The sequence below is a fragment of the Echinicola vietnamensis DSM 17526 genome (assembly GCF_000325705.1).
Lineage (GTDB): Bacteria > Bacteroidota > Bacteroidia > Cytophagales > Cyclobacteriaceae > Echinicola > Echinicola vietnamensis.
This window is the reverse complement of the sequence record NC_019904.1, coordinates 1,105,978-1,130,785: the sequence shown is the minus strand read 5'-3', so window position 1 is coordinate 1,130,785 and position 24,808 is coordinate 1,105,978. Positions and strand designations below refer to the sequence as shown.

The 24,808-nt window shown below is 47.2% G+C and carries 19 protein-coding genes and 2 tRNA genes; 11 read left to right on the top strand and 10 right to left on the bottom strand.

The annotated features are described in order from the left end of the window. Positions 1-64: 64 nt before the first annotated feature. Positions 65-2,590: a phosphocholine-specific phospholipase C gene (locus ECHVI_RS04725; RefSeq protein WP_015264811.1), complete on the top strand. Its 2,526-nt coding sequence runs from the start codon at positions 65-67 to the stop codon at positions 2,588-2,590. 108 nt (positions 2,591-2,698) lie between these two features. On the opposite strand, the gene ECHVI_RS04720 is transcribed toward ECHVI_RS04725, so the two are convergent. Further along, positions 2,699-4,069, bottom strand: a complete 1,371-nt coding sequence (locus ECHVI_RS04720; protein WP_015264810.1) for an MATE family efflux transporter — start codon at positions 4,067-4,069, stop codon at positions 2,699-2,701. Positions 4,070-4,208: 139 nt separating this feature from the next. On the opposite strand from ECHVI_RS04720, the gene ECHVI_RS04715 reads away from it, so the two are divergent. Then, positions 4,209-4,805 carry an O-methyltransferase gene (locus tag ECHVI_RS04715; RefSeq protein WP_015264809.1) on the top strand — a complete coding sequence of 199 codons (597 nt, stop codon included), beginning with the start codon at positions 4,209-4,211 and terminating at the stop codon, positions 4,803-4,805. A 198-nt stretch (positions 4,806-5,003) separates the two neighbouring features. Here the strand turns inward: ECHVI_RS04715 and ECHVI_RS04710 are convergent, their stop codons facing one another. Next, on the bottom strand, positions 5,004-5,417 hold the full coding sequence (locus ECHVI_RS04710) for a hypothetical protein (RefSeq protein WP_015264808.1): 414 nt from the start codon (positions 5,415-5,417) through the stop codon (positions 5,004-5,006). 492 nt (positions 5,418-5,909) lie between these two features. Here ECHVI_RS04710 and ECHVI_RS04705 point away from each other — a divergent pair, with 492 nt between their 5' ends. Together ECHVI_RS04705 and ECHVI_RS04700 are read left to right on the top strand one after the other, a co-directional pair. After that, a complete protein-coding gene (locus tag ECHVI_RS04705) occupies positions 5,910-6,569 on the top strand; it encodes a DUF4328 domain-containing protein (protein ID WP_157501219.1) in 660 nt (219 codons plus the stop codon). A gap of 25 nt (positions 6,570-6,594) precedes the next feature. Further along, the gene (locus ECHVI_RS04700; RefSeq protein WP_015264806.1) at positions 6,595-6,975 is read left to right on the top strand and encodes a DUF805 domain-containing protein; all 381 of its coding nucleotides are present in this window, start codon (positions 6,595-6,597) and stop codon (positions 6,973-6,975) included. A gap of 129 nt (positions 6,976-7,104) precedes the next feature. On the opposite strand, the gene ECHVI_RS04695 is transcribed toward ECHVI_RS04700, so the two are convergent. Beyond that, on the bottom strand, positions 7,105-7,707 hold the full coding sequence (locus tag ECHVI_RS04695) for a DNA-3-methyladenine glycosylase I (protein WP_015264805.1): 603 nt from the start codon (positions 7,705-7,707) through the stop codon (positions 7,105-7,107). A 181-nt stretch (positions 7,708-7,888) separates the two neighbouring features. Next, on the bottom strand, positions 7,889-8,953 hold the full coding sequence (locus tag ECHVI_RS04690; RefSeq protein WP_015264804.1) for a carbohydrate-binding family 9-like protein: 1,065 nt from the start codon (positions 8,951-8,953) through the stop codon (positions 7,889-7,891). A 211-nt stretch (positions 8,954-9,164) separates the two neighbouring features. Here ECHVI_RS04690 and ECHVI_RS04685 point away from each other — a divergent pair, with 211 nt between their 5' ends. The 3 genes from ECHVI_RS04685 to ECHVI_RS04670 all read left to right on the top strand — a co-directional run bounded on the left by ECHVI_RS04685 (position 9,165) and on the right by ECHVI_RS04670 (position 14,140). Next, positions 9,165-10,511, top strand: a complete 1,347-nt coding sequence (locus ECHVI_RS04685; RefSeq protein ID WP_041738320.1) for a deoxyguanosinetriphosphate triphosphohydrolase — start codon at positions 9,165-9,167, stop codon at positions 10,509-10,511. A 340-nt stretch (positions 10,512-10,851) separates the two neighbouring features. Next, positions 10,852-12,300: a PhoX family protein gene (locus ECHVI_RS04675; RefSeq protein ID WP_015264802.1), complete on the top strand. Its 1,449-nt coding sequence runs from the start codon at positions 10,852-10,854 to the stop codon at positions 12,298-12,300. A 4-nt stretch (positions 12,301-12,304) separates the two neighbouring features. After that, positions 12,305-14,140 carry a cytochrome-c peroxidase gene (locus ECHVI_RS04670; RefSeq protein WP_015264801.1) on the top strand — a complete coding sequence of 612 codons (1,836 nt, stop codon included), beginning with the start codon at positions 12,305-12,307 and terminating at the stop codon, positions 14,138-14,140. Between the two features lie 142 nt (positions 14,141-14,282). Here ECHVI_RS04670 and ECHVI_RS04665 read toward each other — a convergent pair whose 3' ends face one another. The 6 genes from ECHVI_RS04665 to mutS form a co-directional block, all read right to left on the bottom strand. Next, positions 14,283-14,765, bottom strand: coding sequence for a GAF domain-containing protein (locus tag ECHVI_RS04665; RefSeq protein ID WP_015264800.1), 483 nt, complete (start codon positions 14,763-14,765; stop codon positions 14,283-14,285). Between the two features lie 10 nt (positions 14,766-14,775). Next, a complete protein-coding gene (gene ribD, locus ECHVI_RS04660) occupies positions 14,776-15,813 on the bottom strand; it encodes a bifunctional diaminohydroxyphosphoribosylaminopyrimidine deaminase/5-amino-6-(5-phosphoribosylamino)uracil reductase RibD (RefSeq protein ID WP_041739437.1) in 1,038 nt (345 codons plus the stop codon). 14 nt (positions 15,814-15,827) lie between these two features. Continuing rightward, positions 15,828-16,643, bottom strand: a complete 816-nt coding sequence (locus tag ECHVI_RS04655) for a DUF4382 domain-containing protein (protein ID WP_157501216.1) — start codon at positions 16,641-16,643, stop codon at positions 15,828-15,830. Between the two features lie 1,052 nt (positions 16,644-17,695). After that, positions 17,696-17,779: transfer RNA gene (locus ECHVI_RS04650), tRNA-Leu, on the bottom strand. Positions 17,780-17,877: 98 nt separating this feature from the next. Beyond that, positions 17,878-17,950: transfer RNA gene (locus tag ECHVI_RS04645), tRNA-Gly, on the bottom strand. A gap of 149 nt (positions 17,951-18,099) precedes the next feature. Then, positions 18,100-20,709, bottom strand: a complete 2,610-nt coding sequence (mutS, locus tag ECHVI_RS04640; RefSeq protein WP_015264797.1) for a DNA mismatch repair protein MutS — start codon at positions 20,707-20,709, stop codon at positions 18,100-18,102. An 89-nt stretch (positions 20,710-20,798) separates the two neighbouring features. Between mutS and ECHVI_RS04635 the strand changes: the two genes are divergently transcribed. The 4 genes from ECHVI_RS04635 to ECHVI_RS04620 all read left to right on the top strand — a co-directional run bounded on the left by ECHVI_RS04635 (position 20,799) and on the right by ECHVI_RS04620 (position 24,789). Continuing rightward, positions 20,799-21,347: an RNA methyltransferase gene (locus tag ECHVI_RS04635; RefSeq protein WP_157501213.1), complete on the top strand. Its 549-nt coding sequence runs from the start codon at positions 20,799-20,801 to the stop codon at positions 21,345-21,347. A 637-nt stretch (positions 21,348-21,984) separates the two neighbouring features. Beyond that, entirely contained in the window at positions 21,985-23,121 is a 1,137-nt protein-coding gene (locus ECHVI_RS04630; protein ID WP_015264795.1) for a DUF4221 family protein, read from the top strand. Between the two features lie 52 nt (positions 23,122-23,173). Then, positions 23,174-23,707, top strand: coding sequence for a hypothetical protein (locus ECHVI_RS04625; RefSeq protein ID WP_015264794.1), 534 nt, complete (start codon positions 23,174-23,176; stop codon positions 23,705-23,707). A gap of 62 nt (positions 23,708-23,769) precedes the next feature. After that, the gene (locus ECHVI_RS04620; protein ID WP_015264793.1) at positions 23,770-24,789 is read left to right on the top strand and encodes a radical SAM/SPASM domain-containing protein; all 1,020 of its coding nucleotides are present in this window, start codon (positions 23,770-23,772) and stop codon (positions 24,787-24,789) included. Positions 24,790-24,808 lie beyond the last annotated feature (19 nt).

Sequence of the window (24,808 nt, the reverse complement as noted above, 5' to 3'; positions counted from 1 at the left end):
TTTGTAGCCTATATTTACCTGAAATGATTAGTTTTAGGATGTAAACCTGATGAGCATAAGAAAGATGAAAGATTCAAGAAGAGATTTTTTAAAGAAAGCGGCGTTGCTTTCTGGAAGTGCAGGGATGTGGAGCATATTGCCTACATCCATAGAGAAGGCGCTGGCCATAACGCCAGATCCAGGAACCACTTTTTATGATGCAGAGCATGTCGTCATGCTGATGCAGGAAAACCGCTCATTTGACCATTGCTTTGGTACCTTAAAGGGTGTTCGGGGTTTTAACGATCCCCGAGCCATTACCCTCCCGGATAAAAACCCCGTTTGGTTGCAGCCGGATAAAAATGGAAACCGCTTTGCCCCTTTTCGATTTGACATCAAGGATACCAAGGCCACCTGGATGCGTGATATTCCCCATAGCTGGGAAAATCAAGTAGATGCTCGCAACGACGGCAAATACAATGGCTGGATAGAGGCCAAGCGATCCGGCCGCGCCGAATTTCGTGATGTGCCGATGACCATGGGCTACTACAGCCGTGAGGATATTCCCTTTTACTACGCCTTTGCAGATGCCTTTACCGTTTGTGATCAGCATTTCTGTGCTGCCCTGACAGGGACTACGACCAATCGAAATTACTTTTGGGCGGGTAAAACCCATGGGAATGGGGAAAAAGCACGGGTTCGTAACGGAGAGCTGAACTACCAGCATGAAGTGGATTGGGCGACTTTTCCGGACAGGTTAGAGGATGAAGGGATCTCGTGGAAGGTTTACCAAAATGAAATCAGCTTGCCCACAGGAGTGGAGGACAGTTCTTTACTGGCCAATTTTACCGATAACAACCTTGAGTGGTTCAAGCAGTTTGGGGTGCGGTTTAGCAAGGGGCATTATCAGTATTTGAAGGAAAGGCAGCAAGCACTTCCCTCGGAGCTGAAATCGCTAGAGCAAGACCTTAAAAAGCCCGGTGCCGATCAGGATGCCTTGGCGGCAAAGATTTCAGAAAAGAAAGCCGAAATGGCCGAGCTGGAGGAATACCTGGCCAAATGGAATCCCGAGCAATTCAGCAAATTGTCCCAGAGGGAGCAGTCGCTGCATGCAAAGGCCTTTGCCACGAACAGTGGCGACAAGGACTACCATAAGGTAGAAAGCATGGCTTATACGGATGGAAGTGAGCAGCGGGAAACAAAAATTCCCAAAGGAGATATTCTGCATCAATTCCGCAAGGATGTCCAAGCAGGAAAGTTGCCGGCGGTTTCCTGGGTGGTAGCTCCCCAGAAATTCTCCGATCACCCTAGCGCTCCTTGGTATGGGGCTTGGTACGTATCGGAAGTCCTGGATATCTTGACCCAAAATCCCGAGGTATGGAAAAAGACTATCTTTATCCTCAATTATGATGAAAACGACGGATATTTTGACCACGTACCTCCTTTCGTTGCTCCCAATCCAAATGATCCGGATAACGGTAAAGTTTCGGAAGGAATGGATGCCACAGGGGAGTTTGTGACCAAAGAAGAAGAGCTCAAGGCAGGATTTAAGGATGCTGATGCCAGGACCAGCCCGGTAGGTTTGGGCTATCGTGTACCTTTGGTGATTGCCTCTCCCTGGACACGCGGTGGCTGGGTAAATTCAGAAGTCTGTGACATCACCTCTACCATCCAGCTCGTGGAAAAATGGCTTTCCAAGAAAACGGGTAAAACGATCAAGGAAACCAATATCAGTGAATGGAGACGTACGGTCAGCGGTGACCTCACTTCTGCATTTCGTCCGTATAAAGGAGAAGAAATCGATTTGCCGGAATGGGTGGACCGCAACAAGCACGTGCAGCAGATTTACAATGCTAAGTTTAAGGACTTGCCCAAGAATTTCAAGGCTCTTAGCGAGGCGGAAGCCCAACAGGTGGCGGCAGATCCCGGACATGAGGTGTTGCCCCAGCAAGAGCCGGGCACCAAGCCCTCCAATGCCCTTCCATACGAACTTTATGTGGATGGCCGGGTCAGTGGGGATGGAAAGCACTTTTTGGTCAGGTTTGAAGCGGCTGATGATATTTTCGGTGAAAAGGCCCTTGGAGCTCCCTTCAACGTGTACGCTCCCGGTAATTATTGGAACTCGTCTTCCGAATCGTTTGAGCCCGTAAAAACCTGGGCATTTGCGGTAAAGGCGGGTGATGCCGTGGAATATAGCTGGCCGCTGGAGGCTTTTGAAAATGGCCAGTATCACCTCCGGGTCTATGGCCCCAATGGCTACTTCAGGGAATTTATGGGCGATGCCCAAGGACCGCGTGTGGAGGTGACTTGCAAGCCCATCAAGAAACGCAGAAACTACACGGAAAAGCTGAAGATTACCGTAAAAAACAGCAGTGCCTTGCAAGCGCTCCGTCTAAAGCTTGCAGATGAAACCTACCAAAAGTTGGAGAAGCAATTTAAGGTAAATCCTGAGGATGAGGAAAGCTTTACGTTGGATACTGCCTCCACGAAAGGATGGTATGATTTTAAACTCCAAGCTCCAGGAATCAGCGGCTTCGAGGTGCGGTACGCTGGCAGGCTGGAGACGGGCAAAGACAGTATTTCAGATCCGTTTATGGGCAGGGAAGTGTAACAAAATTTACTTCGCTTAACCTGTCCAAACCAACGTCCAATTGGCCTCCCAAATCCCGGTGAAGGAGCCAGTTGGACGTTTTATTTTATCCCATAACACCTTCCAACCCTAAGCCTTTCCAACCTCTATCCGCTTTCGCCAGTAGCCTGTCTTGAAATAGATGAAGGCTACGATGGCCGAGACCCAGTTGGAAATGGGGAATGCCCAGTAGATGCCTACATGGGCCAGGTCCGTATGGTATGCCAGGTAATAGCCTACCGGAAATCGAATGACCCAGAGGTTTAGGAATGAAATAAACATGGAGGCTTTGGTAAAGCCGGCTCCATTAAAGGTACCATTGATCACTTGCTGTACACCGAGGAAGCCAAAGCTCGGCCCCATGATTTTGATAAACAGGGCGCCATCTTCGATCACTTTGGGTTCATTGGGAACGAAAAAGCGCACCAAATCCTCTGCAAAAACAAACAGCAGGATGCCAATGGCCGTCAGCCCAATAAATGCTACTTTTATGCTGAGGAAGCCGGTTTTTTCGGCCCTTTTGAGCTTTCTGGCACCCACATTCTGTCCCACGAGGGTCGTCGTGGCAATGGCCAGTCCCAAGGCCGGTACAATCACAAAACTCAGCATCCTGGCGCCCACGCCATATGCCGCGACCGTTTCACTTCCAAAGCTCGTCACCAACACCACCATCATGGTCATGCCCAAGGCCCTTGCGGATTGTTCCATGCTGGAAGGTAGGCCGAGCTGAAACAGCTTTTTTGCCCAAGGGAGGTCCCACTTCATCTCGGAGAAATGAATTTGGATGCCGTGTTTTCCCTTCCACATCACGTAGATGCCAGCAATTGCTGAAAGTCCTTGTGTGATGACACTGGCCACGGCTGCACCGGCGACCCCAAATCCCGGGACAGGCCCAAAGCCGTAAATGAAAAGCGGGTCGAGGACCAAGTTGAGCAACACTGTCACCAGCACTACATACACCGGCAGCATGACATTGCCGATGCCGCGCATGAGGGATTGGAATACAAAAAACATGAAGAGGAAAACAAACCCTAGTGAGGACACTTTGAAGTAGTCCACCGAGTCTGAGTAGATCTCCGGCCCTGCTCCGATCAGTTTCATCAAAGGCCCTGCGGCAAAATAGCCCACAATAGCCAGTAAAACGGAGATGCAAAACACGACAAAAACCGTTTGGGAAGATGCAGAATTAACCATTTTTTGGTTATTGGCTCCTTTGTGCTGGGAGACCAAGACGGTTCCTGCCAAGGTCAGACCAGCCCCTAAAGACAAGATCAGAAAGAGAATGGGAAAGCTCACACTCACTGCCGCCACTGCATTGGCCCCCAATCTTCCCAGCCAAAAAGTATCAATCAGCTGGTAGGCAGTTTGGAGAACATTGGCCAAAATGATCGGTAAGGCGAGGCTGACAAGGGCAGAAATTAACTTTCCTTCGGTATATTTTTTCTCTTTCGGTGCTTGCATAAAAACAGTTGGTCAAAGATAATTAATCATATAGAAATAGTCCTTGGATAGAGCAGTTTTGTCCTGGCTGGTTTGGGTGTTTTTCGTTTTTGATAGGATTTATTTGTTATCTTTCCACTTTAGGTATAAAATGAAGTTGATGCATTTGCCCATGAAAGCTGCCCCCATGTCGGATATTCCGGCGATCTACCCCAAAATTTTAGCCAAGTCGAAAGAAATTGGTTTTACCATGCCCTCGGATTTGTACATCGGATCCCTGCTGAAGACCCTGATGCTTTCCAAACCGGGCGGTAATTTTCTGGAAATAGGGACTGGAATCGGCTTGTCGCTGGCTTGGATGGTGGAGGGATTGGGCGAAAAGGAATCATTGATCTCTATCGATAATGATCCGGCCCTGACGGCCATCGCAGAGCAGTTTTTTGGACAGGATGCACGGCTGAGGGTGCTTTGTGACGATGGCCGCAGCTGGATCAAAAGCTATTCTGGAGCACCCTTTGATTTGATCTTTGCGGATGCCTGGCCTGGAAAGTACAGCGAGCTAGAAGAGACACTTTCGTTACTAAAGATGGGTGGATTTTATGTCATCGATGACATGGATGTACAGCCCAATTGGCCGGAAGGTCATGGGGAAAATGTCAAGCAGCTTATTGCCACGCTGGAATCTCGGGAGGACTTGGCCTTATGTAAAATGAACTGGTCCACCGGGTTGGTCGTGGGGGTGAAGACGGGGCATTAGGGATAAACCTGAACTGTACGAGGAAGCATTTTAGAAAGGAAATGTAGAATAAAAAAGCACCGAGGATGCTTCGAGGACTGCCTTGGAGAGGGCATCATATCGTTTGGCAGATGGGAAACCTTTGCTTACATGATTTATCACAGCTATTCCTGCTTAAGCAATAGCCCCTGAGCAGGAGATTGGGAATTTCGTGGGGTTTTATTCCCCGTTTACCGGTAATTCACGGTTTCCTTTCCCTATGTGCTCGGTACCGACTTCGATGACTTCATAGACCACATGTTTGCTGGCGCCGCGCCAAGGCAGCTTGCCCAGGTATTCCCGGTAGCGTACTTCCACGAATTTGCCACTGGCCCTTTCCAGCTTTTCGGACACATCTCCATCGACACCACTAAAGCGGAATTCATTGCTCTGCAGGGCTCCGGCAGTAGGGCTTTGGAAGCCTTCCTGTACCAAGCGTCCTTCCCATGTCTTGAAGATAAAGCCCTTTCTCTCGTAATAGTTTAGCGTTCCTCCTTTGACACCTTCAGCAAAAACAAAGAAATATCTCCAGTAGATAAATCCCGCCATGATGATCAGCAGGGAAAAAATAGCAATCTTAACGTACTTATTCATGGTAAAATCAGCTAGTCAGCAGTAAAATCTAAAACATCAAGTGGTTTAATAGTCAAAAGCCTTTAAACAGCGATTTTAAGTTCTGACTATTTCACCAATAAAGCAACAGTTGGTGCCAATTAATCATAAAGGGAGACTTTAAATGTCCATGACCTGGCAACGGGTTTTGCCCCTTCTTGGGCAGCATTTCCCAACTGACATCGGTCCGCTTAAAAGTAGCCAATGGATGATTTGTCTTTCAGCGGGAAGAGTTTTAGGTAGATAGGAGACCACCGATCGTGTTTTACATGTACAGAAAGCTTACATTTGCCATTATTATTTGTAAATTTATTTTCCCGTTTATTTTTGGTGTAAGTAATCAAATGCTTTTAAAGAGTTGATTTTTTGGGTGGATGGAAGGAAGTCATTAAAAATTTGTGGGAATTGTTTTAGTAAACTACTACTCTTTTGGAAACCATACGACCTAATCAAAAAAGGGCCAAACTGGCTCGAATGTTTATTTATTTGGTAATAGTTCTTCATGCCGTAAGCATTGTTTCGGGCTATATGCAGTATGACCTGCTGCTACGTGCCAGGGACATTGGTATTACGGATCAGGAGGCAGAGGTGAATGATTTGAGGCATCAGGTGATTGCTATTTTAATTGTCATGACCTACATCGTATCAACCATCGTTTTTCTGCAATGGTTTAGAAGGGCCTATTACAATTTACATACCTTGCTCCCAGACCGGTTGGACTTCAACGAAGGCTGGGCGGTAGGTGCTTGGTTTGTGCCAATTATCAATCTATACCGGCCTTTGAGGATTATGCGAGAGTTGTTTGAGGAAGCAGCAGCTTTCCTGAAAAAGAAGCAAGTCTCCACTTATGTTCAGGACAATGAATGGCTTATGATCAGTTGGTGGACATTATGGATCCTCGGAGGACTAATTGATAGGATATCCTGGAGGGTTTATGAAGATGCTGAAACCATTGATGAATTGATCAACATGACCCTTACGGACATGGCTACTTCGGGCATTGTGGTGCTGTGTGGAATTTTGGCTGCTCAGCTCATTAACCGTTATAATCAACTGGAAAAGGTGCTGGAGGTTGCTGCTGGAGATGGTGCGGAGTCCATTCCAGCCGTAGAAATAATATCCCGTGAAGACTGAATTTTAATCAATACAAATATAACTCATGGAATACTACAAAAAAGTACTGAATCATTATGCTGATTTTACGGGCCGTGCCCGGCGAAAGGAATACTGGATGTTTGTCCTGGTAAACTTCTTGGTGATGATGGTAGTAGGAATCATATCCGGCCTGCTCTCCACAGCCTTTTCAAGTGAAGTTCCTTTTGTTTTATTTTATGGAGCCTATTCCTTGGCGATTCTTGTACCTACTTTGGCCGTTACCGTCCGCAGGCTCCATGATATTGGAAAGAGTGGGTGGATGTATTTTGTTGGATTGATTCCCTTGATTGGAGGAATATGGCTGTTGGTGCTCCTGGTAACAGAAGGTAACCATGGGCCTAACCAGTATGGGGAAGATCCCAAAAACGCCGAAAAGGTGTTTTAAGCGTTTTGGACAGATGATTCCTGTCTAAAAATCAAAAAATTAGGTGAGCGCAGCTTTTCGCAACGGTGAAGCGAATGGCTGCGCTCATCTTTTTTAGCTTAGCGCAGAAACCGCCTTGGCCTAATTGAATCATCGCACCAATCGCTTTACTTCTTGATGCCGAAAACATTGCATCAAGTGGTCATTGACCAGTCCCGTAGCCTGCATATGGGCATAGATGGTGGTACTGCCGAGGAATTTGAAGCCTTTCTTTTTGAGGTCTTTGGCTAGTTTGTCGGATTCTGCGGTGGTGGCTTTGGCATCTGCCATACTTTTGAGTTGGCCATCGATGGGCTTACCGTTCACAAAATCCCAAATATAACTTGTGAAACTGCCCACTTGGGCTTGGACTTCCATGAAGCGCTTGGCATTATTGATGGCCGCAGCGATCTTGAGGCGGTTACGGATGATGCCTGCATCTTGAAGCAGCTCTTCCACCATGCTATCTGGAAAATCCGCCACTTGCTTATAGTCAAAATCTGCAAAAGCTTTTCGATAGCCCTCTCGCTTCTTTAAAATGGTGGCCCAGCTCAGTCCTGCCTGTGCACTTTCCAGTACCAAAAATTCGAAATGTACCCGGTCGCTGTACACGGGAACGCCCCATTCCTCGTCATGGTATTTGATGTAATCTTCAAATCCGAGGCACCATGGACAGCGGAATTTTTCTTGTTGATTGATTTGGTAATTGGCCATCTGAAAATTGTTTAGGGCATAGTGGAGCTACTATCCTTTTACAATTTAGCATAAAGGTGACGTTAAGCCAAGAAAGCAATAGCAGACGTTATTCAAAAAATTAAGCAACCACCCATGGGTGTTGGCAATCAGTGGATTAGCACAAATTTCGTAAGTTCCTAACGACGGATGACTAACGGCTTTACTCTTGCCAGATTTTGCTGTCTTCTGTGATAAACCATGTTCGATCATGGTGGATAGCAGGTGCCGAGAGCTTAAAGCGGGTAGCACTCACTTCGAACTGCGGATGAAATTCCACCAGGTCATCCACCTCCGGCAACTGCGAAAGTTGGGTGGCGTATTCGCCATGGGTTTTGAAATAACGGTGTTGTTTGTGATAAAGGGCACGTAAAGCATCTTTGACCTTTTCATCCGTTGCCATTTGGAAAAGGACACTGGCCGTGCCCACTGGCTGAGCGGCAAATTGGAGGTAGCCCCAGTTTTCGGGAATGTGCATGTTAATGGCACCCTGCGGGGACCAGACCCAGTTGTATTCCGGGAAATGCTTTCCGGTTTCAGGATTGATCTTCTTTACATACTGGCCATTTTTGGTTTCCAGCTGCCACTGTACCCGGGAGAAATTGATTCGCCACTGCTGGCCATCTTTGGGCGGCGCATAGGCAGGCCCCCGTTGGGAAAGGGCTTTCCAGGGAATGGCCATTTCCACCGTCCAGGCCGTATCCCGGTCTGTAGGATCATTGACGGTACCTTGGAGGTCAAGTCCTTTTTTGAAGCCATTGATGTTCCAGCCATTGATGGGAGCGCCACCATTGCGGTATGGTTTAGTCATCATCAAGTCCCATTCCGTGCCGAGGGCGTTGATCTCCAATTCATAATAGTGATGCGTATCGCCATCGGGATCGATAAATACCTCGATGTCATTTTGGTGAAAGATCACCGACTCCCGCTTGGTATAAGTGGCCCATAAATCAGGCTCTTCCATCCAAATGCCGATGTAGAGGTTTTCGTCATCCCAAAGCATCTTGAGTTTGGAATCATAAAGCGGAGAGGGCTTGGCATCTCCTTCGATGTCCACAAACATATCCGACCAAGCTGCTTCCTGCCAATCTTTTTCGTCCAGCTTTCCGTCCATGTGCAAGGAGCCCGTTGTTTGATAAGTAACATAATGTTTTCTGTCACTAGGCTGCTGCGCAGAGAGATGAAATGGAAGAATTAGTAAAAGGAGGAAGAATCTGATCGGGATCATTTTCGAATATTTTAGGTAATACGTATTTCTTGACAAATATATTTAATTATGTAGGCTCCATTGTGATGGAGTAGGATATTTTCCGCGAATTTTGACCAGTGGTTTTGATTCCTCATGGACATCGGCCAGGTCGTTTGGTCCTGCAGGACGGTAAAGGAGATTTTATCAGGTCATATGGCCATTAATTTAGGAGGGATGATTAATTTTGGGTATGATGAAATGGGAAAAGCTGCTAAGTGCAGGACGAGCGGATTTTAAGCAAAGGGCCCACCAGAGCCAAGAGCAATACAGAAGTGAGTTTGAACGGGACTATGACCGGATCATTTTTTCGGCCCCTTTTCGGAACCTCCAAGACAAGACCCAGGTGTTTCCTTTGCCTGAGGTGGATTTTGTGCATACCAGGCTTACCCATAGCCTGGAAGTGTCCAGTGTGGGCAGGTCTTTGGGCAAGTCGGCAGGGGAATATTTGCTAAAGAAATATCCAGCCCTTTCCGAACGGGGCATCGGTTCCAGTGATATTGGGGCCATTGTAGCGGCTGCAGCGCTTACCCACGATATTGGGAATCCTCCGTTTGGCCATGCCGGAGAAGATGCCATCTCGGACTTTTTTCGGTTTCATCCCTCCGGTCAGCGATGGAAGGACCACTTGCGGGAGGAAGAGTGGATGGACATGACCCATTTTGAGGGGAATGCCCAAGGCTTCAGGATGCTTCTCGACAAGAACAATGGCCTTCAGGTTTGCTATGCTACCTTGGCGGCCTTTACAAAATACCCCAGACCGGCATGGGTGAAGGAAGCGGATCCTGGCCGGCGTAGTCAGAAGAAATTTGGTTTTTTTGCCGATCAACTAGGCCTGTTTAAGCAGGTCGCCGATACTTTAGGCATCCCGCCTTCTGGAGAAAATACCTGGCACCGGCACCCATTGGCCTTTTTGGTGGAGGCAGCAGATGACATCTGTTATAGCATCATCGATTTGGAGGATGGCTGTACGTTGGGATTGGTGCAGCTTGCCGAAACGATTCCGTTATTGGCAGAAATTATCGGAGACAAATTCCAGGAAGATAAACTCCAATCCCTCAAAACTTCCGCACAGAAATTGGCCATCCTAAGGGCCATGGCGATCAGCAAGCTGGTGGAAGAAACAGTGGAGGCTTTTAGAACCCACGAGGAAGAGATGTTGGCCGGGACATTTGATCAGGCATTGACGGAGTGTATTCCTTCCGCTGCGGCGTTGAAAAAGATCACCAAGCTTTCGGTAGCCAAAATATACCGCTCTCAGCCAGTGCTGGAAAAAGAAGCAGCAGGTTTCCAGGTGTTGGAAGGCCTGTTAGAAGTGTTCTCTGATGCGCTTTATAATCAGTATTTTGATACCGAGCGATTCTCAGGAAAGGACAAGAGCATCCTGAGGCTTTTACCTGAGGTGTTCAAGCCCGATAATGAACTCCAAATGCCCTACCTCTTGCTGCGCAATTTGGTGGATTTTATCGCGGGGATGACAGATAAATATGCCCTTTCCCTTTACCGAAAAGTAAAAGGCATTGCCCTTCCCGGTACCTGAGTTTTCCACCCGCACTGCCGCTCAACCAAATGGTAACATTACAGGTAAAACGCAAGCGAAAGTGCCCAAATGGAACCTTGAGGCAGTTCTTAAGATTTATTTGCTTGAGGGTAGGTTTTTGGGACTTCGCGCAAATGGACTTACCGTTTTTTCGGTGGATCAAGATTTTGAAGGGTAGGGATCACTATCGGTTTTTTGTATTAATTTTAGATTAAATTATTGTTTTTTATAAATTTTCGTAGGTGTTTATTGTTAAATAAAACGAAACATTTGCTTAATCAGATTGATTGGTGCTCAGTGTATTTTTGTGAAAACACAAACAACTTTAAAGAGACCAATTATGAGAAAATTATTGACCGCTCAAGCCGTAGCCAGTGCGTTATTTTTGGCTGGTTGTGATAACGATAAAGGTGGGGATACCCCTACTCCCCCAAGCAGCGAGGTGGAATTGGTAAACCATTCCAAGACACCTGTTTTTATGAAATTGAAACCGGGATTTGAGGATGTTGAGATTTATAATGTATTGAGCTCCGAAGATCAATTGGAAAATACGCCAAACTTTGTGTATGGCAGTATGGCAGATGGTGCAGGATTAATGAAGAACAATGATGGCACCTTTACCCTGCTGAACAATATCGAGGCGGACTATTCCGTAGCGCGCATTGCCTTTGATGAGACGTTTAAGCCAGTAGGTGGTGAGTATATCCTAAATGCCGAGGCCACGGCAGCCACGGCACAATGTTCCGGTTCGCTGATCACGATGGAAGAGCACGGTTTTGGGCCCTTGTACCTTTCCGGTGGGGAATGGGGAGGAAACTCCAAAGGGGTTTTCGTGACCGATCCCATGAAAGATCCTGCTGATGCCCAGACGGCCACCATGCTTCCTGCCTTGGGCCAGTGGTCGGTAGAGAATGCCGTAGCCATCGGAAAAGAGGCCTATCCAGGCAAGACCGTGGTTTTTATCGGAGATGATACCAGTGATAATGAAACGCCTTCTGGACAAGTAGCGATGTATGTGGGCGACCAAGGCGACCTATCCAACGGGAAACTTTATGGCATGAAGGTGACCAGTCCGGGAATCATGTACGAAATGGACATGGAAGAAGGAGAAGAGTATACGGTGGAGTTTATGGAATATGAAGAGCGTACCTATGACGAATTGGAGCAGGAATCCAGGGAAAAAGGGTTTATGGGCTTTTCCAGGGTAGAAGATATTGATTGGAGAAGAGGCTCGGCAGAAAATAGCCGTGAGATCTACTTTGCGGTAACAGGCAGAAAAAAAGATGCGCTGCTGAACAAAGGGACTTTTTATGGCCGGGTGTATAAGCTGGTGCTGGACAGCGAAGATCCTACCAAGGCCACCATTACCTGTGTACTGGATGGTGACAAACTGGATGGCAAAGCCAAAGCATTCCATAGCCCCGACAACATCGTGGTGACCGAGAATTATGTGTATATCCAAGAAGATCCCAATGGTTATTTTGACCAGCCTGACAAGATGCACTTTGCGCAGCTGTATCAGTACAACATCAATTCTGGGGAGCTGAAAACAGTGTTGGAGTGTGACCAAGCAGCGGCAGCAGCCCAAAATTATGGCAACGAAGATGATACGTGGGAAATCACAGGTATGATCGATGTATCAGACATCCTGGGCGTGGACGAAACCTTTTTGATGATCACCCAAAATCACGGATGGGAAGACGAAGGATTCACCGACCCCAATGCCAATGCCAACACCGCTTCCAATGAAGGAAGTATGCTTTTCGTAGTGAAAGGGCTAAACCGTTAATTATATGCGTCATTTATTATCCCAAAAGGCTTATGGATTCATAGGCCTTTTGGTTTTTTTATCCTGTTTTATAGCCTGCAACAGGCAAGCTGATACCACCCACGATGAAGCGCCGATCGATCAACTGGCTGCGCAGTATTATGGCCACCTCAGGGCCTCATTTTTACACCTGGACAGCCTTGCCCAATCGCAAGATCCCCAGAAAGTGGAAGGCTATTTCCTGAATGCCCGCAAACATTTTAAGATGGCCGAGCCCATTTTGGCATTTATGGATTCCGAAAATTATAAGTTCTTAAACCAACCCAACATTCCCAAGATCGAAGAAGAGGATTTTACCGATATCAAAATTAAATCCCCAAAGGGCTTCCAGGTTTTGGAAGAAAGCATCTTTGTGGAAAACCCTGATTGGGAGTCGATCAGCAAGACCGCTAACGTGACCGCTGCCCGGATGAAATTGCTCCATGACAACACCTCATTTGATTTTGTTCAGCCTTACCATGTCCTGTGGATGGTGCGGGATGGGTTTGTGCGCGTAGCATTGACGGGAATTACGGGCTTTGACAGTCCGGTGCTGGAGCAATCATTGGCCGAGGCCCGTGATGTATATGCTGGCCTGGAGGAAATGATAACCCTGTACCGAGGCCATTTCAAGGATCAGGCACTTTATGAAAGGGTGATCCAAGCCCTGGACAATAGTGTCACGGCCCTTCAAGGTGATTTTAGTACTTTTGATCGGTACGGCTTTATCAAAGCACATACCCAGCCCATGCTCGGCATGTGGAATGAGGTGGTGAAAGATTGGGGGGTGACGTTTCCTTTTGAAAAGGCCATCCGGAATGATGCGACGTCCCTATTTTCGGACCAAACGTTTAACCTCAGCTATTTTTCGTCTGAGAATTTTGAAGCACTGGACCAGCAAAAAGTGGCCTTGGGCAAAAAACTGTTTCATGAAAAGGCCTTTTCGCTGAATGCCAACATGAGCTGCGCCACCTGCCATCTTCCGGACAAGCAGTTTACCGATGGCCGGAAGACTGCCTTGGGCAATCACCGGAACAGCCCGACGCTGTTTTATGCCGCCCTGCAAAAAGGATTTTTCTATGATAACAGGGCCGGCAGCTTGGAAGGGCAAATAGTGGACGTTACGACCAATGTCAACGAATTTCATACCGACCTGGATCACCTTCAGCAGGTAGCGGCCAGTGATGCGGACTACGTCAAATCTTTCCATGAGCTTTATCAAAAGGATACGGTATTAGAGGGGGATGTGCGCAATGCTATCGCCAGTTATATCAGGAGCTTGGTGCCGTTTAATTCAAAGTTTGACCGAAACATGAATGGACTTGAGCAGACCCTAACGGCAGATGAGCGCCAAGGATTTAACCTTTTTATGGGCAAAGCCAAATGCGCCACATGTCATTTTCCACCGGTATTTAACGGCACCGTGCCTGTGGCATTTAAGGAGTCAGAAGTAGAACTGATCGGAGTGCCAAATGCCAATGACACCATCAATGCTACGATCGATAAGGACCTTGGGCGGTATGAGGTGTATCATACCGAAGAGAGAAAGCATTTTTTCAAAACCCCTACTGTCCGCAATGCGGCATTGACGGCACCATTCATGCATAATGGAGTCTACAACACGTTGGAAGAAGTGATCGACTTCTATGATCGTGGAGGCGGTGTGGGAATTGGCATCGCACTTGAAAACCAAACCTTGCCCACGGACAAGTTGGAATTGACAGAGGCGGAAAAGGCTGCGTTGGTGGCTTTTATCGAGGCCTTAAATGATCCCGTTTCCAAAAGCCCAGAAGCTGCTGGCAAGGAAATGGCGGTGAAGTAGGGTCTGGGGTTCGTTCACCCCAATGCCCCAAACGTGTAGTATGCTTCTTATCTTCTTTTTGATTTTGGAGGAGCTGCATTTGCGACGTAGGAGCATTGGGAGTTTACAAATTGTGATCCCTTGTGGAGAAAAGAAGAACGAGTTAAAGAAATCGTTCAATCACTCGCATCAGTTTTTCCAAGTGCGCTGCGTCAGTGTCGTCGAAGTCGTTTAATTGATCACTGTCGATGTCGAGGACCAAGGCGACCTTGTCGTTTTTAAGGGCAGGTAGGACGATTTCTGACTTGGAGGCACTGCTGCAGGCAATATGACCGGGGAAGGCATCCACATCCGGTACCAGTTGGGTTTTGCCCTCTTTCCAAGCGGCCCCACAGACGCCTTTGCCGTATTGGATACGGGTACAGGCGATCGGCCCTTGGAATGGCCCCAGTACCAGTTGCGCGTCCTTTACCAGGTAAAAGCCCACCCAAAAAAAGCCAAAAGCTTCCTTGAGGGCAGCAGAGATATTGGCTAAGTTAGCGGTAAGGTCGCTTTCACCCGTGGTGAGTGCTTCGAGCTGTGGCAAGAGTGCCTCATATTTTTCTGCCTTGGTGGCAGCTTCGGGAAGGAAAATGGATTCAGCCATATTTTTAATTTTAGGATGATGATGTGTTCCGCTCGAAAATCTCCAGTCGATCTCCCATGATGTCAAGCGTTTCGGAGGCCTGTTGATTCAGCTTGGGAGCCGAAATGCCGTTTTCAAATGTACTTTGGCCAGTAAACACCCGTGCTTCATCCCAAAGTTCACTTTGGATAAACTTTTGTAGCAAATAACTTCCTCCTTCGATGATCACACTTTGTACTTTACGCTGGTGGAGGTCTTTGAGGATGTCGTCGATGCCGAAGTGCTCTTTCAGTTTGACATACGTCAGGTGGTGAGCGGATTCGTCTTTGATGAGGTTATAACAAATCGTGGGGATGCGCTGGTCAAACAGGTGGAGGTTCTTGTCCAGGGTAAGCTGCTTGTCCAGGACGATTCTCAGCGGGTCTTTTCCCTGCCAATCCCGCACATTGAGCCTCGGATCGTCGAAATAAGCGGTTTTGGTGCCCACCATGATGGCATCTTCTTCCGTGCGCCATTTGTGTACGAGCTGTCTGCTGTAGCTATTGGAGATCCATTTGCTGTCGTAATTGGAGCGGGCGATGTATCCGTCCTGGGTCTGTGCCCATTTCAGGATGACATAGGGCCTGTTTTTTTCAATGGCTGTAAAAAAGCGCTTGTTTAGCTTTCTGGAGGCTTGTTCCTGGATTCCCGTGACCACTTCAATCCCGGCCTCTTCGAGGATCTTGATGCCTTTACCGCCTACCAGTGGATTACTGTCCACCGCTGCAATGACCACCTTTTTGACCTGCTTTTCGGCCAAGAGGTTGGCGCAGGGAGGGGTTTTGCCAAAATGCGCACAAGGCTCCAGAGTGACATATACGGTCGCCTCCCGAAGCAATGTCGGGTCGGTGACACTGTTTACGGCATTGGGCTCCGCATGAGGGCCGCCATATTGCATGTGGTATCCTTCGCCGATGATGCGGTCGCCGTAAACGATCACGCAACCTACCATCGGGTTGGGGCTCACATGACCCCTGCCCAATTCCGCCAGTTCAAGTGCGCGAAGCATGTATTTTTCGTCTGCAGTCATAGCCATGGTAAAGGTTATTCCTCAGGGGTTTGGGGGATTGGAAGGGTGATGGTCTCCAGCTGGGATGTGGAGTCTATTTTGGTCGTGACAGTGGTCAAACTGTCCAAATAAGGAGCCCTTGGGGCAATATAAATTTGATACGTTGCCGCTTCCAGTCCTGTAAAAGTGAAGTTGCCCAAGCTGTCGGTAAGGGTGCCCAACGTGTCTTGATCGAGTATGGCGTATACATAAGGCCAAGCCTCGACGGGGGTGACTTTGCCTTCTATCTTGGTCATGTTGATGTTTTCAAAGACCCGCATGACCGGCGAGAACAGGAATCCTTGTTCATCACTTGGGTTGGCCTTTACGGAACGACTGAGGTCAAGGTCCAAGACCAGATCGTAAGACCTGCCACCTGCTAACGGTACATTGGTGTCGTGGATATAATTTTTATCTTCGGGGTCAGCAAACTGTAGCGAAAGTCTTTCATTGTCTTGTATGATGTACTGTCCATCGCCAAATACGAGTTTTACTTGGCTTATTTGGCCCAAGGGAAGCTCTCCCCTGCCCAAGATAAGTTTGGTGTCATTGACCAAGGCACTTACGTTTACCATGTTGCTGAGGGGAAGGTAATCCAGCGGTATCCATTCTTCGGTGCCGGCACTGTTTCCGCTTTCGACAAATACCTCTACCCGTTTGATTTCCAAAAACACTTGATCCCAATCTCCAGGGGCGTCCACCAAGTATACATTGACCAAGGCGTGGTGCTGATTGGAAGCATCATCCAAACAGCTAAAAGTAAGAAGCAGAAGGGGCCAAAATGCCCTAAGGGATCGTGTAAATCTTTGCATTACCTGCATGATTGGTTTAGGTAAACAACGTAACATTGGCGCATTATGATTTTGGATGATGGGTTTTTATCCAAAATTCAACACAAATGTAATGATTTCGAGGCAGTATCTGGTTTCTCTACAGGGATTAGTTCGGGTAGTTCCAGAGCAAACCAGCCGTGTACTTCACCTCCTTTGTGGTGAGTGCCGCCTGCCCAGCGAGGTCAGGGAGTCGAAGGATGACTATTGAACCAAATTTCGGATCAAGGAAGGCTAGCCCATTTTGGTGGCTATGCCGATGCTTTGCCACCTTTGGTTTCTTTTTTGTCACGGATGAACACTGATGTACACAGATGGAGATCAAGTGAAAAAGTTGGAGCTGGCAGTTTGCTTAATGTTAGCACCCCGGATAAAAATAAGGCCATAAAATCCCATAGATACTAGGTGGATGCTGTAACGTAGGTTTATGGAAATTTATAATGGCTTTGTGGCTTAGTGCCTTAGTGGCGTATGAGTGTCCTGATAAACAATGAAACTTATTCCCCGGAAATATGGCTTGATCCTTTTTTGTCACCTTTGGTTTCTGTTTTGCCACGGATGAACACTGATGTATACAGATGGGGTGTTTAAGCCTTGGCACATCTGTGTTCATCCCTTTTATCCGTGGCTTAAAATGAGGTTACCGTTTACTTGCCCATGGCCATGAAGAGGGTTTCCCAAATGGTCGGGATTTAAAATTCGGCTAAAAGAAGATTGTAAATCCTGAGGAGCGTTGTGGATTATAAACTTCCAAGCGCATTAAAAATGCCATGCCCGGTAAGCCACTCGTTGCAAACGAGGGCTTGTTGGTTAACTAAAAGGCCATAAAATCCCAAAGACACTAGGTGGATGCTGTAACGTAGGCTTATGGAAATTTATAATGGCTTTGTGGCTTAGTGCCTTTGTGGCGTATGAGTATCCTGATAAACAATGAAACTTATCCCCCAGAAATATGGCTTGATCTGTTTGAACCTTGGCTTTGTGGATATTGGATGGGCTAAAACACAAAAAGCCGCGATAACGCGGCTTTTCTGTACCAGGAGCGGGACTTGAACCCGCACGTCCTAATGGACACAAGATTTTAAGTCTTGCGTGTCTACCAATTCCACCATCCCGGCTTCTTCTATTTGGCATAGAAGTAATGAGCTAAAACTTGCTCTGACAAAAAAAGATAACTTCAGAAACAAGAAAACCCTTTCTTTCAAGGGTTCTTGAGAGCGAAAGACGAGATTCGAACTCGCGACCCCAACCTTGGCAAGGTTGTGCTCTACCAGCTGAGCTACTTTCGCTTGAGATGAAATCTTGACGGTGACCGTTTTATCTCCGTCATTGTGAGTGCAAATGTACGCAGCTTTTTCAAAACAGCAAATATCGAACTTAATATTTTTTTGATTTTTTCAGCGAAATCCCTTACCCTGCTGATTTTCAAGGGGATTTTTTAATCTAGCTTTTTCTTGATCTCATTGAGTTTAAGCAGGGCTTCCACAGGAGAGATGGTGTTAATATCTATGCTGTCCAATAATTCCTGGGCTTCCTTGAACTTTGGATCGATTTCGAAAAGGCTCAGCTGGAAGTTGTTTTTGGGCACGTCCTTCATCTTTTCTTGCTGTTGGTGCATGTCCTTGTCCTTTTCCAGGTGGCCCATGATTTCTGCGGCTCTTAAGACCACTGGATTAGGCATTCCGGCCATTTGCGCCACGTGGATCCCAAAGCTGTGCTCACTTCCGCCTTCCTTCAGCTTACGCATAAAGATGACCTTATCGGCTACCTCTTTCACGGAAACATTGAAGTTTTTGACTTTGGGGAAGTCTTCTGCCAGCTGATTGAGCTCGTGATAGTGTGTGGCAAACAGTGTTTTGGCATTGAACTTCGGATGGTTGTGCAGGAATTCTACGATGGACCAAGCGATGGAAATCCCATCATAGGTGGAGGTCCCCCGGCCGATTTCGTCCATCAATACCAAGCTGCGGTCAGAGAGGTTGTTGAGGATGCTGGCCGTTTCGGTCATTTCGACCATAAAAGTAGATTCTCCCTTGGAGAGGTTATCCGATGCCCCTACCCGCGTAAACACCTTGTCGATGATTCCGATACGGGCATAAGAGGCTGGCACAAAACTCCCCATCTGCGCCATCAGCACGATCAATGCGGTCTGCCGGAGTAATGCCGACTTACCGGCCATATTGGGCCCCGTGATGATGATGATCTGCTGGGTGCTGTTGTCCAAGTAGATGTCGTTGGGCACGTAATCCTCACCGACGGGCAACTGCTTTTCGATCACCGGGTGACGGCCGTCTTTGATTTCCAGGGTATCGGTATCGGCCACTTTTGGACGGCAATAGCCGTTTCGGGCCGCCACACTGGCAAAGGACAGCAAACAGTCCACCGTGGCTAAGATCCGGGCGTTTTCCTGGATCTGCGTGACGTATTCGCCGGCACTTTGCACGAGCAGGTTAAAGTACTTGTGCTCCAGGACCACCAGTTTTTCCTCTGCATGGAGGATTTTATCTTCATATTCTTTCAGCTCTTCTGTGATATACCGCTCGGCATTGACCAGCGTCTGCTTTCTGATCCATTCGGCAGGAACTTTGTCCTTATGGGTATTGGAGACTTCCAGGTAGTAGCCGAAGACTTTGTTATAGGCGATCTTCAGTGAGCTGATGCCGGTACGTTGGATTTCGCGCTGCTGGATCTGCACCAAGTAGTCCTTGCCGGAAGTGGACAGCTTTCGGTATTCGTCCAGTTCGGCATCTACACCATCGCAGATGATGTTTCCTTGATGGGTGAGCATGGGGGCGTCTTCCTTCAGCTCTTTGTCGATTTTTTCCAGTAGAAATTCACAGGCATTGATTTGATCGCCCAACTTTTTGAGGGAAGGATTTTTTTGCTTTTTAAGCAGCTCCTTAATGGGCAAGGTGCTTTTAAGGGCTTTTTTCAGCTGGTTCATTTCCCGGGGATTGATCCGGGCTACCGCTACTTTACTGATAATCCGCTCCAGGTCACCGATATGTTTCAAGTGGCTGAGGATTTCCTCGGCCAGCTCCTGCTCGGCATGGAAATGGTCCACGACTTTCAGGCGCTCTTCAATGGGCGCTTTTTCCTTTAAGGGCAGCACCATCCATTTTTTCATCATCCGCGAGCCCATGGGGGTGACGGTTTGGTCCAGGATCTGGATCAACGGCACCCCGCCGTCTTGCTGCGGATATACCAGCTCAAGGTTTCGGATGGTAAATTTATCCAGCCAAACAAACTTCTCTTCGGCGATGCGGGAAATCGCCGCGATGTGTTTTACTTCCTTATGTTCGGTTTCTTCGAGGTAGTATAGCACAGCGCCGGCGGCGATGATACCATGCTCCAGGGTTTCGATGCCAAAGCCCTTTAGGTTGGCCGTTTGGAAGTGATCGGTCAGCTTTTCATAGGTGTAATCGTATTGGAACACCCAGTCTTCACAATGGAAGGTGGTGAAGTCGTCTTTGAGCAATTCAGCGGCCTTGGTCTTGTCCGCTTTGGAGTATATGATCTCCGACGGGCTGAAGCTCTGCAAGAGTTTTTCGATGTAGGAGGCGTTGCCCTCGGCACACATAAATTCTCCCGTAGACAAATCCAGAAAGGCAATTCCAAGGTCCTGCTTTCCAAAATAAATGGAGGCCAAGTAATTGTTGCGACGTTTGTCAAGGACATTGTCGTTAAAGGACAGCCCGGGAGTTACGAGTTCGGTGACGCCCCTTTTGACGATGCCTTTGACCTCCTTGGGGTCTTCCAGCTGGTCGCAGATGGCCACGCGATTACCGGCACGCACGAGCTTGGGAAGGTAGCTGTCCAGTGAATGGTGGGGAAATCCGGCCAATTCAATATGGCTGGCGGCACCATTGGCACGCTTGGTGAGGACGATGTCGAGGACTTTGCTGGCCGTGACGGCATCCTCGCCAAATGTCTCATAGAAATCCCCTACCCTAAACAGCAGCAAGGCGCCTGGATGTTTGGCTTTGATGCTGTTGTATTGCTTCATTAGGGGCGTTTCCTTCGCTGCTTTTGCCTTTGCTTTGGCCATCTTCTACCGGATTTAAATCTATTGTGTTACTTTTGGTAATTATATCAAAGGCTGAAATTAATCGATTCAAGAAGGTAAACAAAAACCGAATGAAAAAATTAAGCATGGACGAGCTTAACCGCCTGTCCGTCGATGAGTTTAAATCATCTGATAAGATTCCCTTGGTAATCGTGCTGGACAATATCCGAAGCTTAAACAATGTCGGCTCGGCATTTCGGACTTCGGATGCGTTCCGTATCCAGAAGATTTATCTCTGTGGCATTACCGGAACTCCGCCCCATCGTGATATCCAGAAAACGGCTCTGGGAGCCACGGATTCCGTGGAATGGGAATATGCAGGAAGCACCTTGGATGCTATCGCCAGTTTAAAGCAACAAGGGTTTACCATTTGTTCGATGGAGCAAGTGGAAGAAAGTACCAAACTGAACACGTTCAGTCCGAAGGCTGGCGAGCAGTATGCGTTGGTTTTTGGGAATGAAGTCTTTGGTGTGGAGGAAGAAGTGATCCTGGCCAGTGATCATGTCTTGGAAATCCCCCAAATGGGCACCAAACATTCCCTGAACATTTCCGTGAGCATGGGCATTGCCATCTGGGATTTTGTGTCCAAGCTTGGGGTATTGGCTCCTTTAGGGGAGTAGTGAGTCTTGAGAACGGCGGCGAGCTTTTCATAGCATAGAGGCTGCTAACACAGCAGGTACACGTATCAAAATGTCACAAAGACACCAAGTGTGCGCTGGTCCTGGATGGAAAGGAATGTATCATTGCTCCAATAGACATCTAGTCCGCATTTGAAATGTGGACGGTAGGGCAGAGCATTTGTAATGCCCTCGTATAAGTACTCCATTATTATCGCTTGATCATATTTTACGCCATAGTATAATCTGGGGAGCGGCTGAATACAGGATATAAGGTGTTTTGTAGCTATCATTATGTCTTCTATGTGCTCGAAAGTTAGCTCCAAAGGGGCGACACATTCTTAGCCATGGGTGCAGCCCTTGGTAAATTTGCCCATCCAACGTCTCCCGTTTTAGCCGCATTTCCCTTCCTATTCCCCACAACTTCCCGCTAAAACCCATTCGTGCGAAAAGAGGAAAACCATTGTTTTAACGGTTTGAAATTATCTTTCATAAGAATATGTCAACATTCATCCTCCCATAAGTATTGCTTGATCCGGACTAAGAAAGCATTTCTTGGTCATTGCTGGCAAAACAGATGTTTTGGTAGTAAAAGAGAAAGTCATTATATTGAAAGTCAGATTGTTTTAACCTGTTTTTTATGAATAAACTAACTTTTGTCATCTATTTATTAGTGATTTTTGGATGCTCGGGAAAGGGTTCCCATGAAACGGTTGCTTCCAAAGGTGAACAAACATATTCCCTCAAAGTAGTAGATACCTTAATGGTAGATCCGGGAGAGGAAATCATTCTGGTAGAAAATCAAAGTAGCAGGATAGATGTCAGTGATAATCGGCGGTATTATTTCAATTTTAACTGGAAGTTGAATCATATCGACATGATAGACCTCGATAAGATGGTGCTGGAACAGCAGGTGAAGTTGGAAAGAGATGGCCCAAATGGCACCGGCAGCCAAGTTTCGAGGATTGATTATTATGGTGAGGGGAATTTTATGATCAATGACTTCAATAGCAATATCCGGCTCTTTGATCAAGAAAGGCAACAGATAGATCAGTTCCGGTTGGATCAGGAGACGCTAAAAGGAGACACCTTGGGCGCCTATGAAAGGATCAACACATCTGGAGGAATTGATGCAAAGGGCCGTACTTATTTTTCCTATTATTCGGATTTTTCAAAAGGACCAGAAGGGATAGCAAAGGTAGATATCCCGAGCAGGACCCTCACGAAGATTCCCGTAAAAGGAATTGAGGCGATTAACGCCTACCAAGTTACCTATGAAGTAAATGGAGGCATTTCAAAACGATCAGCCAGTTTTCACTTTCAATATTTACCTGGGAAAATATTGATTTCGAATTCTGCGATCAACGAGCTATTTTTTTACGACACGCGGAAAGATTCATTGTACCACTATCAATATGAGAGTACCATAACACCTAATCGTCAGCAACCTCTAAGGAAAACCAATGCAGGATCACGAGAGGAATTTAATGAAATTGGTAAGGATATTGGGCGTAAACTGAATTTTGGGCAACCTGTATACGATCCAGCGCAAGGCCTGTACTATCGATTAACCGTGTTTAGAGAAGATGTCAACCAATCTAATTGGAATACGGTCCTGACCGTTTTTGATGATCATTTGGAGATGATAGCTGAAAATGAGTTGGAAGATTTTCCAATGGCATGGAGGCCTTCTTTTGTGAAAGACAATATGATTTATTTTGCCGTCAATATAGAGGACGAACTGGCCTTTATCCGTGCAAAAATGGTAGCGGAATAACCTGGGCACTTTTATTGCGTTACGGTATGAACGAACCAAACCGAGTTACAAGATGACACTGAAAGCGATCCTGTTTTTTTGCCTTAACCTAGGGCCCGTCATGGCTTTTGGCCAAGAGCGGGTGGTGGTAAATGATCCCAGTATCCAGTTTAGCTATGACAAGCCTTCTGGCTGGGAAATAAAGGACGACGGCTACACCTACCAACTCCATGCGCCGGGCAATGCTGATGCTTATGTCTCATTTACCTATGTGCAGGGCCCCCAAGGGAACGATTACGTATCGTCGCTGGGAGACACACCGGCTTTTGAGGAAGATTTTAATTTTGAGCTCCAGTATAATGTGGCAGAGGGTGTGGAGGGCTTTAAGGTGATCGAAAAGGGAAAAGTGCAGATAGACGGTACCACTGCCCTCTGGGCAAAATTCAAATCAGAAACCGGCGAAGGGAACTTGATTCATTATTTTTACATGTACCCTCGTTTGGGGCAGCAATTTAAAATCACGACCACGGCACCTGAAGCTACTGCGGAATCCATTCAAAAAGACTTCATGGAGATCATCAAATCCTTTAAAGCCAAAAGGCGCTAGGCCCAGGCTTTTCTTGCTCTTATCTTGTCTCATTTGTAACATTTTTGATACATTTGGCAGCCATGACAGCTGCGACAGTGAAGAGTAAGTTTATTTTAGCCAAGGCCTTTCTCCGGTACTTGACCTGGAAAAAAATCGTAAACGTATTTTTATTGTACGGGTCGTTTCATTGGTCCAGGTTGGTGAAAAGGCCCCATATGCAAGGCCTTCCCACGGCCTTATCGGTGGAGCCTACCACTGGCTGTAACTTACGCTGTCCGGAATGCCCGTCAGGTTTAAGGAGTTTTACACGGCCGACTGGCATGCTGGATAAGGCCCTGTATCAAAAGATCATCCAAGAAAGCCAAGGTCACCTTTCTTACCTACACCTTTATTTTCAGGGAGAGCCTTTTTTGCACCCCGAATTGCTGGACCTGGTGCGCTACGCGGACGAGCGTAAGATATTCACCGCGACTTCTACCAATGCCCACTTTTTAACCAAAAAGACGGTGCCCAAGGTTTTGGCATCTGGGCTAAAACAGCTGATCGTTTCCGTGGACGGGGCATCACAAGGGGTATATGAACAATACCGGATCGGCGGAAAATTGGACCGGGTGAAAGAAGGCATTGCATTGCTTCTTCAGGAGCGAAAGGCATCTGGAAAGCGATTTCCTCAAGTGATCTTTCAGTTTTTGGTTACCGGGAAAAATGAACATGAGCTTCCCGCTATCAGGGCACTGGCTGCTGCGCTAGCGGTGGATGAACTTCAACTCAAAACTGCCCAAATTTACGATTACGAGAAGGGGTCGGAGTTAATCCCCAAGGATCTCCGTTATTCCCGGTATTTGCCACAAAAAAATGGCAAATGGATCCTCAAAAAGCCCATTCGTAATAAATGCTGGCGCATGTGGCAGGGGGCTGTGGTGACTTGGGATGGCGATGTGGTGCCGTGCTGCTTTGATAAAGATGCCAGCCATAAAATGGGAAATCTTGGAGAAACGGCGCTCTCACATATTTGGTCCACTGGTGCTTATAATACCTTTAGAAAGCAGTTGCTGGAAGACCGGAAGCAAATCGAGATCTGTAAAAACTGTTCTGAATGATGAAGTTTCGGTTTTTGAT

Excerpts from the sequence above, each read along its gene's own strand:
- ECHVI_RS04725 (WP_015264811.1), top strand. The coding sequence starts at position 65 with ATGAAAGATTCAAGAAGAGATTTTTTAAAGAAAGCGGCGTTGCTTTCT.
- ECHVI_RS04720 (WP_015264810.1), bottom strand. The coding sequence starts at position 4,069 with ATGCAAGCACCGAAAGAGAAAAAATATACCGAAGGAAAGTTAATTTCT.
- ECHVI_RS04715 (WP_015264809.1), top strand. The coding sequence starts at position 4,209 with ATGCATTTGCCCATGAAAGCTGCCCCCATGTCGGATATTCCGGCGATC.
- ECHVI_RS04710 (WP_015264808.1), bottom strand. The coding sequence starts at position 5,417 with ATGAATAAGTACGTTAAGATTGCTATTTTTTCCCTGCTGATCATCATG.
- ECHVI_RS04705 (WP_157501219.1), top strand. The coding sequence starts at position 5,910 with ATGTTTATTTATTTGGTAATAGTTCTTCATGCCGTAAGCATTGTTTCG.
- ECHVI_RS04700 (WP_015264806.1), top strand. The coding sequence starts at position 6,595 with ATGGAATACTACAAAAAAGTACTGAATCATTATGCTGATTTTACGGGC.
- ECHVI_RS04695 (WP_015264805.1), bottom strand. The coding sequence starts at position 7,707 with ATGGCCAATTACCAAATCAATCAACAAGAAAAATTCCGCTGTCCATGG.
- ECHVI_RS04690 (WP_015264804.1), bottom strand. The coding sequence starts at position 8,953 with ATGATCCCGATCAGATTCTTCCTCCTTTTACTAATTCTTCCATTTCAT.
- ECHVI_RS04685 (WP_041738320.1), top strand. The coding sequence starts at position 9,165 with ATGATGAAATGGGAAAAGCTGCTAAGTGCAGGACGAGCGGATTTTAAG.
- ECHVI_RS04675 (WP_015264802.1), top strand. The coding sequence starts at position 10,852 with ATGAGAAAATTATTGACCGCTCAAGCCGTAGCCAGTGCGTTATTTTTG.
- ECHVI_RS04670 (WP_015264801.1), top strand. The coding sequence starts at position 12,305 with ATGCGTCATTTATTATCCCAAAAGGCTTATGGATTCATAGGCCTTTTG.
- ECHVI_RS04665 (WP_015264800.1), bottom strand. The coding sequence starts at position 14,765 with ATGGCTGAATCCATTTTCCTTCCCGAAGCTGCCACCAAGGCAGAAAAA.
- ribD (WP_041739437.1), bottom strand. The coding sequence starts at position 15,813 with ATGACTGCAGACGAAAAATACATGCTTCGCGCACTTGAACTGGCGGAA.
- ECHVI_RS04655 (WP_157501216.1), bottom strand. The coding sequence starts at position 16,643 with ATGCAAAGATTTACACGATCCCTTAGGGCATTTTGGCCCCTTCTGCTT.
- mutS (WP_015264797.1), bottom strand. The coding sequence starts at position 20,709 with ATGGCCAAAGCAAAGGCAAAAGCAGCGAAGGAAACGCCCCTAATGAAG.
- ECHVI_RS04635 (WP_157501213.1), top strand. The coding sequence starts at position 20,799 with ATGAAAAAATTAAGCATGGACGAGCTTAACCGCCTGTCCGTCGATGAG.
- ECHVI_RS04630 (WP_015264795.1), top strand. The coding sequence starts at position 21,985 with ATGAATAAACTAACTTTTGTCATCTATTTATTAGTGATTTTTGGATGC.
- ECHVI_RS04625 (WP_015264794.1), top strand. The coding sequence starts at position 23,174 with ATGACACTGAAAGCGATCCTGTTTTTTTGCCTTAACCTAGGGCCCGTC.
- ECHVI_RS04620 (WP_015264793.1), top strand. The coding sequence starts at position 23,770 with ATGACAGCTGCGACAGTGAAGAGTAAGTTTATTTTAGCCAAGGCCTTT.